Origin of the sequence: Marinobacter flavimaris (assembly GCF_002933295.1) — a bacterium.
Classification (GTDB): domain Bacteria; phylum Pseudomonadota; class Gammaproteobacteria; order Pseudomonadales; family Oleiphilaceae; genus Marinobacter; species Marinobacter flavimaris.
Genome location: NZ_PSSW01000003.1, coordinates 429,824 through 445,696 on the forward strand (window position 1 = coordinate 429,824; position 15,873 = coordinate 445,696).

Genomic DNA, 15,873 nt, shown 5'->3' on the forward strand with positions numbered 1-15,873 from the left:
GGAGGCGCCTTCTGTTCGTGTAGCGCAGGCCTGCCCTTTGCCGAGGCGGGACTAAACGGGGTATTCATTAATTCAGAGGTAGCATGACTTCAGTATCGAGATCCGGAGTCTTTTTACTATCCGCAGCGTTCTCCGCAGTTTTTATGGGAACGATCGGTGCCATTTCGGTCTATGCGGGGGTGGGGGCCGAGACGGTTACCTTCTATAGGCTCTTCATTGGGGCCGTTTTGGTGGCGGTTTATCTGCTGGCAACCAGGCAACACAGCAAGATCTTTATGTGGCCCGGTATGAAGGTGTTGGTAACCGGTGCTTTCCTGGCGGGTTTCGTGATGTTTTACATCCTGGCAATGGATTACACCAGTATGGCGAACGCTGTTTTGGTGCTTTATCTGGCACCAGTGACGGCCTCTGTGGCGGCTCATTTCTTTCTCGGAGAGCGCCTCACCTCGGCCAGTGTTGGATTGGTCGGATTCGCGCTGCTGGGCTTCGCCATGATGATGGAATTCAACTTCAACCTGAGTGGACGGGCAGAAGAAGCCATCGGTCTGGCCTATGCTTTCTGCGCCATGCTCTGTTACTCGGCGTTTATGTTAACCAATCGTTCCATGGATGACCGTGTTCATGTGTTCAGCCGCAGTGGTTACCAGATGCTCGCTGGTGCTTTGTGCATGTTGCCGCTGGTGCTGCTGGAGAGCGAAGTCATTTCCGGCGCGCAGTGGGGGTGGTTGATTGCTGCCGGTATTCTGCCGGGTTTCCTGGCCATCCTGTTGGCCGTTATCGCTCTGAGGTCTCTGCCCGCGGCCACGTTCGGCACCCTGGCTTATCTGGAGCCCATTACCGTTGTGGCGCTTGCGTGGATACTGTTTGATCAGGGCCTGAATAGCCTCCAGCTGGCCGGCTGCGCCCTGATCATTCTGGCGGGTATTGCGCAGGCGTTGCTGCTGAACCGACGTTCAGAAGCTGAGGAGATACCGGGAGTGCTTGCGGATCTGGATTCCACGGTGTCGGGAGAGAGTTGAAGTTCCGGGAAATGGCTTGTGGGCCAGAAAATGACGCCTGCCTGCACTAGTGTGGGTTAGGGCTATGATGCATTGATGAACTCAGGAGGACGTGAACGATGAGAACCCTGCTACAGTTGGATTTTCCTTACGACGGCCCGTTTGGCGATGAGATGGCGAGTGCGATGGCCGAGCTTGCCGAGTCTATTGCCAGGGAGCCGGGGTTTCTCTGGAAGATTTGGACAGAAAATCCCGACTCCTGCGAGGCGGGCGGTATCTATCTCTTCGAAGATGAGAGCAGTGCAAGGGCCTATCTGAACAAGCATACGGCCCGGCTGAAAGAATTCGGTGTGCCGAAGGTCAACGGCAAAGTGTTCCAGGTGAACGAGGCCCTTTCCGCCATTGATCACGGTCCGGTCTGAATCATGTTGGCCCCTGCTTCACAAACCTGGCTTTCTGGAATGCGCCTTAAATGCCATGTTCCTGGTTCATTTCAGTTTTGCGAATTCCAGAACCATGGAATGGAACTTGGCTGCCGCCGGTGAAAGCGGCCTCCCGCAACGCTGCAAGACACCATAGCGGGTCCGAAGAGTCTCAATCCCGGATACAGAAACGGTTGTCACCTTTCCGCTATCAAGCAAATCGGCCACTATAGGTCTGGGTGCGATACTGATGGCCTTGCTGCCAGTAACAATGGCCGCAAGCATGGCAATATTGTCGCACTCGATTCTTCGTTTCAGCCCCCCTTGTTGCGCGCTCATGGCCTGAATATTCCGTTCCATATCTTCAGGAACACGTGTCATGGCTATTGGATAATCGAGTAAATCTCCCCATACCACCCCCGTCGCCTGAGCCAACGGGTGATCATGACGACAAAACACAACAACTTCGGGCTGCGGCAAGTGGGTTATTTCCAGATCGGGATCGCCAGACAACTCGCCGGTATCGGCCACAAAGAGCTCTATCTCATGGTCCAACAGCGCAAGGCGTAAATCCTGCCAGTTATCTGTCCGAATGTTGAGGCGGATTCCCGGATACTGATCCACAAACCGGGCACAGACCTTATCCATCAGTGCCAGCGCCGGGTAGGGGCCGGTTCCGATATTCAATTCGCCTGTCTCAAGCTCGTCGATGGCCTCGACTTCCTGTCTTAAAGATTCTGCCGCTGCCAGCAGGCCCCGGACGTGGGGTAGAGCGGCTCGCCCGTGCGCGGTCAAAACCACCCCGAAGCGCCCCCGATCGAACAGTCTTGCCCCGAGTTGGCGCTCCAGTTCCTGGATGCTGCGACTTAAAGCCGGTTGAGACAGGTGCACGACTTCCGAGGCGCGGGCAAAACTGCCGCACTCAACTAACGCCATGAAATGCCGGATGTGTCGTGTGTCCATGGCACTATATCTATGCGTTTTGCGCATATTAAGTCAAGAAACATTGCATTGGATGAACGGAACACCTCGCTTCAAACTGCAGTTACGTGGCGCACGATTCGAAACCAACAAAACCCAGGTGCCGCCAAAAAGAGGAGATTCCGCATGCTACCCCTATTCAAGAAGGCCATGCTGACAGCGTTCGGTGCCGGTTTACTGTTCCCGATGATCGCTCAGGCCGAAACCTCCAAGCCGGCAACGGACGTGACGGCACAGTTAAACCAGGCGGTACTGAATGAGCTGCCGTTTTCCGATACCCGTTCGTTTGAGGACGCTCGCCGTGGCTTCTTGGGTGCGTTGCCTGATGGCAGGGTGCTGGATAATGAAGGTCACGTGGCCTGGGACATGGCGCCCTACGCCTTCCTGCAGGCCGATGCCGCTCCGGATTCAGTCAATCCAAGCCTGTGGCGCATGGCGCAACTGAATGCGATCCATGGGCTGTTCGAAGTGGTCGAAGGCATGTACCAGGTCCGCAACATGGATCTGTCCAATATGACCATCATTGAGGGTGACAGCGGCCTGATCATCATCGACCCCCTTCTGACGCCCGCGACGGCGCGCGCCGGTCTGGAACTCTATTACCAGCATCGAACCAAAAAGCCCGTTGTGGCAGTGCTTTACACACACAACCATGCGGATCATTTCGGCGGTGTGAAGGGTGTCGTTAATGAGGAGGATGTTCGCGCCGGTAAGGTCCGGATCTATGCTCCGGAGGGGTTCATGGAGCATGCGATCGCTGAAAACGTCATTGCCGGCAATGCCATGACCCGTCGCGCCACCTACCAGTTCGGCGCTGGTTTGACTCCGGGCGTGAGAGGTCATGTCGACACCGGGCTTGGCAAGGCACTGGGTAGCGGCGGGCTCAGCCTTATCGCTCCCACCGATACGGTGCCTGACAACGCCAACCTGACCATCGATGGTATCGAGATTGAGTTCCAGATGGCGCACGGCACCGAAGCCGAATCTGAGATGATGATGTATTTCCCTCAGTTCCGTGTGCTCAACACCGCCGAGATCACAAGTCAGCACCTGCATAACATCTACACCATCCGCGGAGCCGCCATTCGCGACGCCAGTTCCTGGTCCAGGTTTATCGACAAGGTACTGGTTCGCTTCGCTGATCGCACGGACATTCTGGTGGCCCAGCACCACTGGCCGATCTGGAACCCGGAAGACATCACGCATTTTCTGGAAGTTCAAAGGGACCTGTACAAGCATATCCATGATCAGACGGTTCGTATGATGAACCGTGGCATGTTGCCCGGCGATATTGCTGAAAACCTGCAGTTACCTGAAAGCCTGAACCAGGAATGGTCAGCGCGCGGTTATTACGGAACCGTCAGCCACAATGCCCGCGGTGTATATCAGCGCTACATGGGTTGGTATGACGCCAATCCCGCCAACCTTAACCCTTTGCCACCTCGTGAAGAATCGAGACGCACCATCGACTACATGGGCGGTGAGGCAGAAGTGCTCCGAAAGGCCCGCGAAGATTTTGCGGACGGCGACTATCGCTGGGTTGCATCAGTGATGCGTGATCTCGTGTATGCCAACCCTGAAAACCGTGAAGCGCGCGAACTGGGCGCGGACGCTCTGGAGCAGCTTGGTTACCAGGCCGAGGCGGGCACCTGGCGTAGCGCCTACCTCGTTGGCGCGCACGAATTGCGCCACGGCCTAATCACGCCGAAACATGTGGGGCTGCAGCCAGACCTGATGCAGGCACTGCAAACCAGTATGTTTTTTGATTCGATGGCAGTAAGGATTGACCCGGAAAAAGCCGCCGGAGAGCATCTGGTGATCAACTGGTCTATTACCGACCAGGGTGAGGATTACCGGCTGAACCTGCAGAATGCCACACTGACCCACCGGTCAGGAGAGCTGGACGAGCGTGCCCACGCCAGTGTGAGTATGCCCCGAGCGGTACTGGATAATATCCTTCTTCAAAAAACCAGCTTCCCGGAGGCGGTGGAGTCTGGCGAGATCCAGGTCGAGGGGGCAGTGGATGCCTTCTTTGGCCTGCTGCAAATGCTGGAACAACCAGCAGCAAACTTCTCCATCATTGAACCGGTGGGGGAACAACCGTGAACGAGAATTTTGATTACATCGTGGTCGGTGCCGGCTCTGCCGGTAGCGTACTGGCAGATCGACTTTCAGCCGATGGCCGATACTCGGTCTGCATACTGGAGGCGGGACCGGGTGGGGATTCGTTCACGATCCGGACGCCGGGCGCCTTTGCCGCCCACATGTTTCTCAAGAAGTACAACTGGGCATTCAACGCCAGGCCCGACCAGAAACTGCGAGATGGTGAGCCCTTGTTTACCCCCAGGGGAAAAGGGCTTGGTGGTAGTTCGTCAATAAACGGCATGCTCTACGTGCGCGGTCAGAAAGAGGACTGAGACGAGTGGGAGGCACTCGGTAATGAAGGCTGGGGCTATCGGGAGATGTTGCCTTACTTCATAAAATCGGAACACCACGAGACGCTTTCCGGAACCCCTTATCACGGCGAAGGTGGCAACCTTCACATCAGTGCACCGGAAACAGCGGAGTACCCGATGTCCGAAGCTTTCGTAGATGCGGCACGGCAGGCCGGTTTTCCCTGCAACAGCGATTTTAACGGCGCCAACCAGGAAGGCGTGGGCTATTTCCACCTGAACATCAAGAATGGCCGTCGATTCGGTGCCGCCGACGCCTATTTGAAGCCGGCCATGACTCGCCAGAACCTGACTGTATTCACCGACGCACAGGTGAAAAAAGTGGTGTTCGAGGGCAAACGGTCTGTTGCGGTAGAGCTCCGCCACAAGGGCAGAGATCGGGTGTTGCGGGCAAACCGGGAAATCATTCTAAGCGGTGGAGCGATCAACTCGCCCCAGTTGCTTCAGCTTTCCGGCATCGGAGACCGCGACATCCTGGAAAACCTGGGTATTCGGTGCCTGCACGAATTACCGGGAGTGGGTAAGAATCTTCAGGAGCATGTGGACGCCTGCGTCCTGGTCTCAAGCAGGAAGAACAGTGGCTTCACTGCCTCGTTCGGTGGCCTGCTGAAAATGCTCCCGGATACCATCCGATACTTCCTCAGTAAACGGGGCAAGCTCGCTAAATCCATCACCGAGGCTGGCGGTTTTATCAAATCCAGTGACAGCGTTAATCGCCCGGATGTTCAGCTCCACATGCTGCCGCTGCTGTTTGATGATAGCGGTCGGGACCTGAAACTCATGTCCAACCCCGGTTATTCAGTGCATGTCTGTGTGCTGCGGCCGAAGAGCTCAGGCACCGTAACCATAACGTCGGCCGATCCGTTTGCGGCGCCGGAAATCGACTATAACTTCTTTGCCGATCCCGATGACTGCAAAGTCATGGTGGATGGTATCCGCCAGGCCCGCCGGATTCTCGCGGCGAAGGCCTTTGACGATTATCGGGGTGAGGAACTCCACCCGGGCGCAGATCGCCAATCCGACGAGCAGATCATCGAAAAGGTGAAGGAAAAGGTGGGCCTGGTATACCACCCGGTGGGCACCTGCAAAATGGGAACTGACAGGATGGCGGTCGTGGACCCACAACTCAGGGTGCACGGGCTAGAGGGCCTCCGTGTGGTGGACGCGTCCATCATGCCACGGCTGATTAGCGGCAATACCAACGCGCCTACGATTGCCATTGCCGAAAAGGCTGCTGACATGATTCTCGAAAAGGCGGAGGGCTGCGATATCTGATTGTCAGCTTAAAAGGTGGATTCAATCGGTCGATGCAACACACTCCGCGAAGCGCTCTGCTGGCGTTTCATAATCCAGTGTCTTTCTTGGCCTGGTGTTTAGCTGTCGAGCTATTTCATCAAGCTCTGCCTGTGAGTGTACCGACAGGTCAGTGCCTTTAGGTAGGTACTGCCTGAGAAGTCTGTTGGTGTTTTCATTGGAGCCGCGCTGCCAGGGACTCTTGGGATCACAGAAGTACACTTGGATATCAGTGGCCATCGTGAATTTCGCGTGTGTGGCCATCTCTGTACCACGATCCCACGTTAGCGTTTTATACAGTTGGCTTGGTATTTCTTTGGCCTGCCTGATTAGAGCGGGTACGACATCGTCAGAGAAGCGTCCGTCTACTTTTACCAGATTTACATAGCGGGAGTGCCGCTCCACCAAGGTGGCGACATAACTGGTCCTGGTGCCCGCAATGAGGTCACCCTCCCAGTGGCCAGGAATCGCTCGGTCTTCAACTTCGGCTGGTCGCTCACGGATGGAAACCGCACCCACGATGCCACCCAGCTTCTTTTTCAAGGTGGAGGATCGTGCTCTTCGGATGGTGCGTTGAGACCTTAAATAGGCCTGTAATTCCTTTTTCAGCGCGCCTCTGGCCTGGATAAAGAGCGTCTTGTAAATCGTTTCGTGCGACACGTGATATTGCTCGTGATTGGGCAGCTTTCGCTTCAACCAACCGGTTATTTGCTGGGGTGACCAATGCTGCATCAACAGGGTCTCCACGATGTTACAAAGCGCCTCGTTTGTCACCAGTTTGCAGGGTTTTGGGCGTTCAGCCCTGCGCCACGCCTCTTCGTCTGCGGTCACGGCCCGGTAGGCGCTCCGTCCGCCATTCCGACTGATCTCTCGGCTAACTGTTGAAGGGGGCCTGCAAAGCTGCGCCGCTATTTGTCTGATCGATAGTTCCGCCACCAACCCTCTGGATATCTCCTCACGTTCGGCCAGCGACAGCGACGTTTGAGGTCGCTTTCGCTCTGGCGGCCGAATGCCACCCGTCCTTGCGAAAACAGTATGGACGGAGGAAGAGTTACGTTCGAAGAGCCTGGCGATCGCCGATAGCGACCATCCCTTCTCGTAGCGCTCCCACATGAGATCGCACTGTTCTTTGCTGTAGTAAATCCGTCTACGTTGTTTCATGGTCACCTCTATCGCATGGCTCTACGATAGGGTGTTGCGTTCACCGATTGAATCCACCAACAAAAGCGGACATTCTAGCCACAAACCGTTTAGGCTGGTTCAAGAGATACTTCGTGACTGCGAATTTGCCGCGTTTTTAGTATGAGCCGGTCGGATCCCGGATGGGAGATGGGTGAAGGAGTGGTTCTGTGATGATTCTCCTGTGTTTCTGATTATACTGGTCGCATGAAGCACTCTGAGATCGGCTTGCATATACGAACCTACGAGGACGAGGGAAAAAGCCACTCCCACGACCATCACCAACTGGTATTGCCGTTGGTGGGAACGTTATCTCTGTCAGTAGATGCCAAGGAAGGGGAGGTTGCGCAGCATCGAGCGGCAATTATTCCTGCGGGAATTGGCCATGGATATGCTGCGACCGACGATAATCGGTTTTTGGTTGCAGACGTCCCCGAAGGCTTGGCCCCGGCGCTAGACAAGCTACCTTGTTTCGTAGACCTCGATCCAGCATTGCTCCATTACGTCCAGTTCCTTCACGCACAGCTCCAAAATGGGACTGAGTCGGATTTTACCCAGCATCAAATGCTGCTCCTGCTGATTCAGTTGCTTCAGGAGCGCCATGGAAGTCAGCTGAAGCTGGACCGCAGAGTCCACGCCGCGAAACAATTTCTGGACGAACACTTCAGCCGACCGCTGTCCTTGGCCGAGGCGGCTGCCGTGGCACATCTGAGCATTCGGCAGTTGAACGATCTGTTTCGGCGCCAGGTCGGCATGACGCCGCATCAATACCTCACAGAATTACGAATGAAAGAAGCTTGGCGGCTTTTGGAGCAGTCGGGGCGCAGCGTCCAGCGAGTTGCCGACGCTGTCGGCTATTCATCGTTATCGGCCTTTAGCGACCGGTTCAGAGCCCACTTTGGCAAAGCGCCCAGCCACTTCCGCCGTATTTCGAAATAGTTCCGCCAGGATTTGAAAGTTCCTGTCCTTCGCACTGGATACCCTTCTGAAATCATTCACACGTGAGAATTTCGGGGAGGGTTTCATGGCATCCGTTAACGCCGCAACCTGGATCGGGTCGATTTCCGTTCTGTTATGGGGCACTTTGGCATTGCTGACCAAGCTTTCCGGTGGCGAGATTCCAGAGTTCCAGCTCATGGCCATGACCTTCGGCATCGCTTTCCTGTTGATGTGCAGCCGTTGGGTCTTATCGGGACATTCCGGTGTGCATTATTTACGGCAATCGCCGCTTGCATGGTGCATCGGTATCGTTGGTTTGTTCGGTTATCACTTTGCCTACTTCAAGGCCATGACACTGGCCCCGGCCGTTGAAGTCAGCCTGCTGGCTTACCTCTGGCCGCTGCTGATAGTCCTGCTGTCGGCCTTCCTGCCGGGCGAGAAACTACGAGCCCAGTACATCGTTGGGGCCCTGGTTGCCCTGGCAGGTTGTTGGTTGTTGATCAGCCGTAATGCCGACGGATTTGCCTGGGAGAACCTGCCGGGTTACCTGGTGGCTCTGTCCTGTGCTCTGATCTGGTCATCTTATTCCGTTCTCAGCAGACTGGTTCGCTCGGTACCGACCGATGCAGTGGGCTGGTTCTGCGGTGTTACGGCCATTCTGGCGTTGATTTGCCACCTTTTGTGGGAGGAAACGGTATGGCCAGAAGGCGTACTTCAATGGATTGGCGTGGTCGGACTGGGCCTCGGACCGGTGGGCGTAGCATTCTTCACCTGGGACCATGGTGTAAAACACGGAAACATCCAGTTACTGGGAACCCTGGCATACAGTGCGCCACTCATTTCAGTGATCCTTTTGATCCTTGCCGGATTCGGCGAGGCTACGGTTGCGGTGTTGAGTGCCAGCATTCTGATCGTCATTGGTTCTTTGATCGCGGGTCGTGCGAAAAGCCGGACGGTCGCTGAGCCAGAATTGTTAACAGACTAACTACGTCGAAGGAGCAGTGAGATGATTACTTGGGACGATTTCGAGAAGGTTGAACTGCGGATCGGGACCATCATTGACGTGACGGATTTTCCCGAGGCGCGCAAACCTGCTTATAAATTGCGAGTGGATTTCGGGTCGGACATTGGTATTCGTAAATCGAGTGCACAGCTTACGGACCTATATGGCAAGGAGGATCTTATCGGCAAGCAGGTTCTTGCCGTCACCAATTTCCCGCCCAAACAGATCGGACCTTTTTTGTCGGAGTGCCTGGTCACTGGCGTGCAGACGGAGAGGGGCGCAGTTACCTTGGTAAGACCGGACGCGCAGGTGGATAATGGGGAACGCTTGTTCTGAGTTTCGGCGGCTTACACATCACAGGCCAACCGGTATTCGAGTCCAAGTGAGGGTGATGCATGGGACAAAGTCTCTTGTGCTGGCAATGGTGAGCGGAAAGTTCACCGTTGCAGCGCTCCAATGCACTTCCCTCCGATTCGCTGCTCCAAAATAGTCGCAAAGCTCCGCGTAATCGTCCAATGCAAATGTTCGCTTTGCGACCTCAGCGTGCCTTGTTTCCGAATAGCGGACCGGGTAAACCCCTATTTGAAAAAGGACCGCTTTTATCAGAAAGCGGCCAATTCTGCTCACCTATGACTCCATAGTTTGGCCAAAGCGGCCAATCTATGGTCGGAATACCAGAACATCGCTGGTCCTTAAATACCTCGGGTGAATCGCCGCTTGCGGCGAGAGGGCAGAGCCCTTGGATACCGAGAATAGGTTAAATTGATGAGTCGATCAGTCAACAAAAATGTTTTGGAGGAATGTTTTGGAGACGCTAATTGTTTCTGCGGGGAAACGTTCTAGAACTGTCATCGTTGACACCTGGATTTCTAAATCAATCACGGCTCCAACTCAAGCATACAAGGGTGTCCAGTCACTCACTCACTTCCAGTCAACAAAAAAGTTCAGTGATAACCAGGACAGCCGTACTGAGGCATTGATTGCACAATCCACGACCAAGGTCCGGCTTGCAGATGAACGTCGTTGCAGAGTGGTTTCGGGCCGCTGAATCAGTCCGTTCACAGGCAAAGTCATCCAGAACAGCAGTGAGATCGACATCGAGCATGTGGTCCCGCTGAATGGTTGCCACCGTCAGGCCAGTGCGGTTGTGTGGCAAATCGTACTTGTTTGACTGCGTTGGTTCTTGCTAAGGGTAGAGTTGTCAGAGTTTTTCAGGCGCGATAACCCACTCGTTAACTTTCGTGAATTCAAAATTCAATCGTGACCTTTAATCCACCTCGTGGGCGATTGGAAAAGACAATCTTTGCGCCATACCGGCTAACAATGTCTTGAACGATTGCAAGGCCGAGCCCGTGGCCCGGAGTCTGTTCGTCCAGCCTTAATCCTCGTTGACCAAGCTTGCTCAATTCAGCTTCCTCAACGCCGGGACCATCGTCTGTCACGACAATTCGTTTTGAGGGGCCGCATTGTTCCAATATTAGCTCCACCTCTCTATGTGACCACTTCCCCGCATTGTCCAGCACGATCCCCAGTATTTCAGATAGGTCGTATTCTACAATTGGCCAACGGCTATTCTCTGGGAGAGAACTTGATAACTCAAATGATTTTGCCGGGTATAGTCTTCCCATCATCCACAGAAGGTCCCGTGCTTTTTCTACTGGATAGCAGCTTTTTCCTACCTGCGGCCCAGCAAACCGGCTGCGGCGCATTTCAGCTTCAAGTTGTTTGTCAATATCCCCGAGACGCGCAGCTATTTGCTGCCTTAACTCGCTATCTAGCGGCGTAGAAGTGTCGCTGAGAATTTGTTGGACAGACGCAATCGGAGTTTTAACGCTGTGGGATAGGTTTGCCAGCGCATTCCTCGAGCGCTCCAATCGTTGATCAAGTGAGTCAAGCAGCTGGTTCAACTGTTCGACGAGAGGGTGGAACTCCTCGGGGACAGTCATATCTATACGCGAGACGCTCCCATCCTGGAGTCTTTTCAGTGACGCCTTGAGTCGTGTGACAGAATGCATGGACAAATTGACGCCGAGCCAGATTGCACAAACCAATAGCGAGATAAGTAAAAGAGATGCGATTGCCGTCCATGCATGTAGCTCTGCCTGGCTATTCTTCAATGCGCCGAGGTCTTCTGCAACGATAACAACAAACGGTTTTTCGTTTGCGATGAAGGAACTCCGATATGCCAATATGTCCGTTGGGGCCCCTGCTATTTCAGAATTTTCGACCCGAATCGTGCCCTCTTTTTCCGATTTGATGAGCGGCGATAGTAGCGGTTTCCATGATTCTGGCGAAATGATGGTCCTGGAATCGGAGTGTTGAACAAAAGCATGGTGGAATACGCGCTGAAAGTAATCGCCCGTCTTGAGTCCGTCGAAGGCTCCGTCACTGTCCCGAATCTGATGCTCTAAAAACGAAACCTCCTCTTTCAGCCTGTCCGTGACAAATTCACGGGACATTCTTTCGAGCAGAGCACCATGTGCAAACCAGGCTATTGCCATCAAGGCAACACCTGCGGGCAGCAGTATTACAAGCAGGGTGCCTTTTACAGAGGCAGGTTTCTTAAACGTTGTCATTGAACATATAGCCTTGGCCACGTCGGGTTGAGATTGTGGAATTTCCCACCAGTCTTCGCAGCCTCCGAATATATGCCTCGATAACGTTCGCGCTTGGGCTATCTTCGAGACTGTAAAGCTGCTCTAGCAGTTGGTCTTTTGAAAAGACATGGCCCGGCTTACTCATCAGGCAGCGCAGAAGACGAAACTCTGTGCCGGTAAGTGGATGTTCAGTTCCATCGTCCACCGACAAGCATTGACGATTTTCATCCAGCACAAAGCGGCCTGCCTTAACCAATGAATGTGTTCTCCCTTCGCTCCTGCGAACAATAGCATTCAGCCGTGCAATTAACTCTTCGGTCTGGAAAGGTTTTGCGAGGTAGTCGTCTGCCCCTGCCTTTAGTCCAGCCACTTTATCATGCCAGTCATCTCGCGCTGTCAGGATTAGTACGGGAAAGGCAATGTTCTTTGCGCGCCACTTTTTTAAAACATCTAAACCGTTGCCGTCGGGCAGCCCCAGATCCAAGATGCTGACCCGATAATCTTCCTGTTCACCCAGAGTTATTGCTTCTTTTGCCGTATACGCAGGGTCCACGCTGAACCCCGATTTTTCAAGTTGATGCAAAAGGCTGTTTGAGAGCATCTGATCGTCTTCAACCAGTAGTAAACGCATTTTTTTTCCTTTTTGCTGAGCGGCGACTGTGAATTCAACGTAATGTCTTTAGTAGTCCTGAATTCAGCCTAAATAAATTTTTTTGAATTTTCAGTAAGAATTCAGGTTGGTAAGCGATCTTATGTAACGATTCTGGACATTGATCAAGTGTCCTGAAAATACAATTAATTGTTACTGAACGATTTCACAGGAGAAGATGGTATGAATGTATCAAAGTTGTTGGTAGCGGGTGTGGCCTTTTCAATGTCAGCGGGTGCTTTTGCAGCAGGAGCCCACGGTGGCGGGCACGGGGCTAGCAGCGGAGAGCCCGGCAAGGCCTCCGAGGTTGCTCGCACCATCACCGTGGAAATGTACGACAACTACTATGAGCCGGAAGAAATAACTGTGAAGCCTGGTGAAACCGTGAGATTTGTGGTGGAGAATAAGGGCAGTCTTGTCCATGAGTTCAACATTGGCACCCCCGCCATGCACGAGAGCCATCAAAAAGAAATGATGATGATGGTTGAGCATGGCGTGATTCAGGGCGGCAAGCTGAACCACGACATGATGAACATGGATATGGGCAATGGTCATTCCATGAAACACGACGATCCCAACAGCGTCTTACTGGAACCCGGGCAGAGCAAGGAAGTTGTCTGGAAGTTCTCTGATAAAGGCAATATCGAATTTGCCTGTAACGTGCCGGGCCATTACCAGTCAGGAATGTACGGTGACGTAAATTTCGAATAATACAGTGTGCTGAGCGCCGCACGATTGCAAGGGCTGGTGAAGGCTTCCCAGCCTAACTCCAATGAAGTGCAGTTGGGAATAAAACAGATGAAGATACGCCTTTTGACAGGGCTTTTGACCCTGCTGATGCCGGCCATGGTCATGGCCGGTGAATACGGCCTGACGGTTGACCGGGTTAAAATTGATACCGGCGATTTCGTGAAAGAAGGCATTGGATACAATGGCGCATCTCCTGGACCGGTGATGCGCTTCAAGGAAGGTGAAAACGTCAAAATCAACGTGACCAACAACCTGGACGAGATGACCTCGATCCACTGGCACGGCCTGATTCTTCCCTTCGACCAGGATGGTGTACCCGGTATCAGTTTTCCAGGTATCAAGCCGGGTGAAACATTCACCTATGAATTTCCTATCCAGCAGGCAGGCACTTACTGGTTCCACAGCCACTCTGGTTTTCAGGAACCAGACGGAGCCTATGGCGCCATTGTCATTGAGCCCGAAGGCCGTGAACCGTTCCGCTACGATCGTGAATACGTAGTGCAGCTGACCGATAAACACCCACATTCCGGTGACCGCATCATGCGCAACCTGAAAATGATGCCGGACTATTACAACCGTGAGCAGCAAACCGTGGGCGAGTTTTTCTCGGACGTGTCCGAAAACGGTCTGATGAATACTGTCCGAGATCGGATGGCATGGGGCGATATGCGCATGATGAAAGCGGACGTTGAGGATCTGCAGGGCTTTACGGGCCTGATCAACGGTAAAGGACCGGACCAAAACTGGACCGGAATCTTTGAGCCCGGCGAACGCATCCGGCTGCGCTTCATCAACTCCTCGGCGATGACCTATTTTGATATCCGGATTCCCGGTCTGGATATGACAGTCGTTCAGGCCGATGGCAACAACGTTCAGCCGGTCAGTGTCGATGAATTCCGGATCGGTGTGGCGGAAACCTACGACGTGATAGTACGCCCGAAGGACGAGCAGGCTTACACAATCTTCGCCGAATCCATGGGGCGTTCCGGATACGCCAGAGCAACACTGGCCCCTGAAGAGGGTATGGAAGCGGCCGTGCCGAAACTGCGTGAAGCTGCCCGACTGACCATGGCGGATATGGGCGGTATGCCCGGTATGGACCATGGCAGCATGGCAGGCATGGATCATGGAAACATGGATATGGGCAGCTCAGAAGGTGTGTCCGGAATGGACCACTCAAACATGGGCAGCATGGACCATTCGAATATGAAAGGAATGGATCACTCCAACATGAAAGGAATGGATCACTCTGACATGTCCGGCATGGATCATGGTTCCATGGTGATGGGAAAAGAAGGTCCAAGCGATCCCTTTTATGCCAAGGGAAGTGGCCTTGTGCCCACAGCGGCCAATGGCGGCAAGTTCCTCTCTTACGCTGACCTGAAGGCTCAGGATCCGCTGTATGAAGACCGCGAACCGACTCGAGAAATTGAGCTTCGCCTGACCGGCAATATGGAGCGTTACACCTGGAGCATTAATGGCGTCAAGTACGAAGACGCAGACCCAATTCGTCTCAAATACGGTGAGAGAGTTCGCTTCAAATTCGTGAACGAAACCATGATGACTCACCCCATGCACCTGCACGGTATGTGGTCCATCCTTGATGTTGGCGCAGGTCAGTGGAACCCGATCAAACACACCGTTAGCGTGAACCCGGGCACTACGGTGTACATGGAAACCGAGGTCGACGAGCCCGGCCAGTGGGCGTTCCACTGTCACCTGTCCTATCACGCGGCTGCTGGTATGTTCCGCAAGGTCATTGTTGAAGGTGGGCCGGAGTCGACGCAGGCCAAAACAGAGGTGATTGCTGAAGATGGAGGTGAGGTATGAGCCGTATTCGATCACTTGTCGCAGTCAGTTTCCTTGCCTCTATTGGTTTCTCAACGACAGTGACAGCTCAGGAAATGATCTCCGACACCACCGCTCGTAAACAGCCACTCACAACCTGGGGTGTTCAATTCGAGGAGTTTGAATACCGTTACAGCGACGATGATGAGGAGCTTGGCGTCTGGAACGCGGACGCCTTCTACGGGACCGATGAATTAAAAGTCCGACTGCTCACAACCGGTGAATACGAGATAGAGGAGCAGGCCTACGAAACGCTGGAAAACCAGTTGGTCGGCCAGATCCCCATCTCCAAGTTCTTCGATGCCAAAGCGGGTGTTCGCTTTGACACCCCTGAAGGGCCGGATCGCACTTATGCCTTACTGGGTATCGCTGGGCTTGCCCCACAATGGTTTGAGGTCGATGCCAACCTGTATGTTAGCAAGGATGGTGATTCGTCTGCCGAGATCGACGCGGAATACGAGCTGCTGTTCACTAACTACTGGATCCTGTCTGCGACGCTGGATGCAACGGTAGCATTCAGCGAGGACGAGGAAATTGGCGTGGGTAAAGGCTTGGTTTCCACCGAAACTGGCCTCCGGTTAAGCTATGACTTGATCGATCGTGCGTTCTCGCCTTACGTGGGCGTGGTGCATGAGCGCAAGTACGGCGATACCGCAGATCTCGCTAAAGCCGAAGGCGGCGGTACAGAAGACTGGTTTGCCGTCATCGGTGCCCGCATCGCGTTCTGATTGGGATAACGAGCCAGGTTTTGTCCTGGCTCT

14 protein-coding genes and 1 pseudogene are annotated in these 15,873 nt (G+C 53.9%); 11 read left to right on the forward strand and 4 right to left on the reverse strand.

Annotated elements, in window-relative coordinates:
• Nucleotides 1-83 precede the first annotated feature (83 nt).
• Both MDHKLMBL_RS08045 and MDHKLMBL_RS08050 read left to right on the forward strand, forming a co-directional pair.
• Nucleotides 84-1,019 (forward strand): EamA family transporter, encoded by a 936-nt coding sequence (locus MDHKLMBL_RS08045; RefSeq protein ID WP_050898359.1) that lies wholly within the window; start codon nt 84-86, stop codon nt 1,017-1,019.
• Between the two features lie 98 nt (nt 1,020-1,117).
• Nucleotides 1,118-1,420 (forward strand): monooxygenase, encoded by a 303-nt coding sequence (locus MDHKLMBL_RS08050; RefSeq protein ID WP_008177357.1) that lies wholly within the window; start codon nt 1,118-1,120, stop codon nt 1,418-1,420.
• Between the two features lie 66 nt (nt 1,421-1,486).
• Here the strand turns inward: MDHKLMBL_RS08050 and MDHKLMBL_RS08055 are convergent, their stop codons facing one another.
• Nucleotides 1,487-2,383, reverse strand: a complete 897-nt coding sequence (locus MDHKLMBL_RS08055; RefSeq protein ID WP_008177359.1) for a LysR family transcriptional regulator — start codon at nt 2,381-2,383, stop codon at nt 1,487-1,489.
• Nucleotides 2,384-2,527: 144 nt separating this feature from the next.
• On the opposite strand from MDHKLMBL_RS08055, the gene MDHKLMBL_RS08060 reads away from it, so the two are divergent.
• From MDHKLMBL_RS08060 to MDHKLMBL_RS21170, 3 genes and pseudogenes are all read left to right on the forward strand, one after another.
• Nucleotides 2,528-4,507, forward strand: coding sequence for an alkyl/aryl-sulfatase (locus MDHKLMBL_RS08060; protein WP_104270545.1), 1,980 nt, complete (start codon nt 2,528-2,530; stop codon nt 4,505-4,507).
• Between the two features lie 20 nt (nt 4,508-4,527).
• Nucleotides 4,528-5,385 (forward strand): annotated as a pseudogene (locus MDHKLMBL_RS21165) (GMC family oxidoreductase); the annotation flags it as partial.
• A 249-nt stretch (nt 5,386-5,634) separates the two neighbouring features.
• Nucleotides 5,635-6,129, forward strand: coding sequence for a GMC family oxidoreductase (locus tag MDHKLMBL_RS21170; RefSeq protein WP_241956202.1), 495 nt, complete (start codon nt 5,635-5,637; stop codon nt 6,127-6,129).
• Nucleotides 6,130-6,150: 21 nt separating this feature from the next.
• Here the strand turns inward: MDHKLMBL_RS21170 and MDHKLMBL_RS08075 are convergent, their stop codons facing one another.
• Nucleotides 6,151-7,308 carry an IS30 family transposase gene (locus MDHKLMBL_RS08075; RefSeq protein WP_104270548.1) on the reverse strand — a complete coding sequence of 386 codons (1,158 nt, stop codon included), beginning with the start codon at nt 7,306-7,308 and terminating at the stop codon, nt 6,151-6,153.
• Between the two features lie 225 nt (nt 7,309-7,533).
• Between MDHKLMBL_RS08075 and MDHKLMBL_RS08080 the strand changes: the two genes are divergently transcribed.
• The 3 genes from MDHKLMBL_RS08080 (at nt 7,534) to MDHKLMBL_RS08090 (ending at nt 9,604) form a co-directional block, all read left to right on the forward strand.
• A complete protein-coding gene (locus tag MDHKLMBL_RS08080) occupies nt 7,534-8,265 on the forward strand; it encodes an AraC family transcriptional regulator (RefSeq protein ID WP_104270549.1) in 732 nt (243 codons plus the stop codon).
• 85 nt (nt 8,266-8,350) lie between these two features.
• Complete coding sequence (yddG, locus tag MDHKLMBL_RS08085) at nt 8,351-9,250, forward strand: aromatic amino acid exporter YddG (RefSeq protein ID WP_104270550.1); 900 nt, start codon at nt 8,351-8,353, stop codon at nt 9,248-9,250.
• Nucleotides 9,251-9,271: 21 nt separating this feature from the next.
• The gene (locus MDHKLMBL_RS08090) at nt 9,272-9,604 is read left to right on the forward strand and encodes a tRNA-binding protein (protein WP_104270551.1); all 333 of its coding nucleotides are present in this window, start codon (nt 9,272-9,274) and stop codon (nt 9,602-9,604) included.
• Between the two features lie 911 nt (nt 9,605-10,515).
• On the opposite strand, the gene MDHKLMBL_RS08100 is transcribed toward MDHKLMBL_RS08090, so the two are convergent.
• Nucleotides 10,516-11,844, reverse strand: a complete 1,329-nt coding sequence (locus MDHKLMBL_RS08100; protein ID WP_104270552.1) for an ATP-binding protein — start codon at nt 11,842-11,844, stop codon at nt 10,516-10,518.
• Entirely contained in the window at nt 11,831-12,496 is a 666-nt protein-coding gene (locus MDHKLMBL_RS08105) for a response regulator transcription factor (RefSeq protein ID WP_053113967.1), read from the reverse strand. Before MDHKLMBL_RS08105 ends, MDHKLMBL_RS08100 begins: the two co-directional genes overlap by 14 nt.
• A 201-nt stretch (nt 12,497-12,697) precedes the next feature.
• On the opposite strand from MDHKLMBL_RS08105, the gene MDHKLMBL_RS08110 reads away from it, so the two are divergent.
• The 3 genes from MDHKLMBL_RS08110 (at nt 12,698) to MDHKLMBL_RS08120 (ending at nt 15,840) form a co-directional block, all read left to right on the forward strand.
• The gene (locus MDHKLMBL_RS08110) at nt 12,698-13,225 is read left to right on the forward strand and encodes a cupredoxin domain-containing protein (protein WP_092031103.1); all 528 of its coding nucleotides are present in this window, start codon (nt 12,698-12,700) and stop codon (nt 13,223-13,225) included.
• A gap of 87 nt (nt 13,226-13,312) precedes the next feature.
• Nucleotides 13,313-15,094, forward strand: a complete 1,782-nt coding sequence (locus MDHKLMBL_RS08115) for a copper resistance system multicopper oxidase (protein WP_104270591.1) — start codon at nt 13,313-13,315, stop codon at nt 15,092-15,094.
• Nucleotides 15,091-15,840 carry a copper resistance protein B gene (locus MDHKLMBL_RS08120; protein WP_104270553.1) on the forward strand — a complete coding sequence of 250 codons (750 nt, stop codon included), beginning with the start codon at nt 15,091-15,093 and terminating at the stop codon, nt 15,838-15,840. Before MDHKLMBL_RS08115 ends, MDHKLMBL_RS08120 begins: the two co-directional genes overlap by 4 nt.
• Nucleotides 15,841-15,873: the final 33 nt, after the last annotated feature.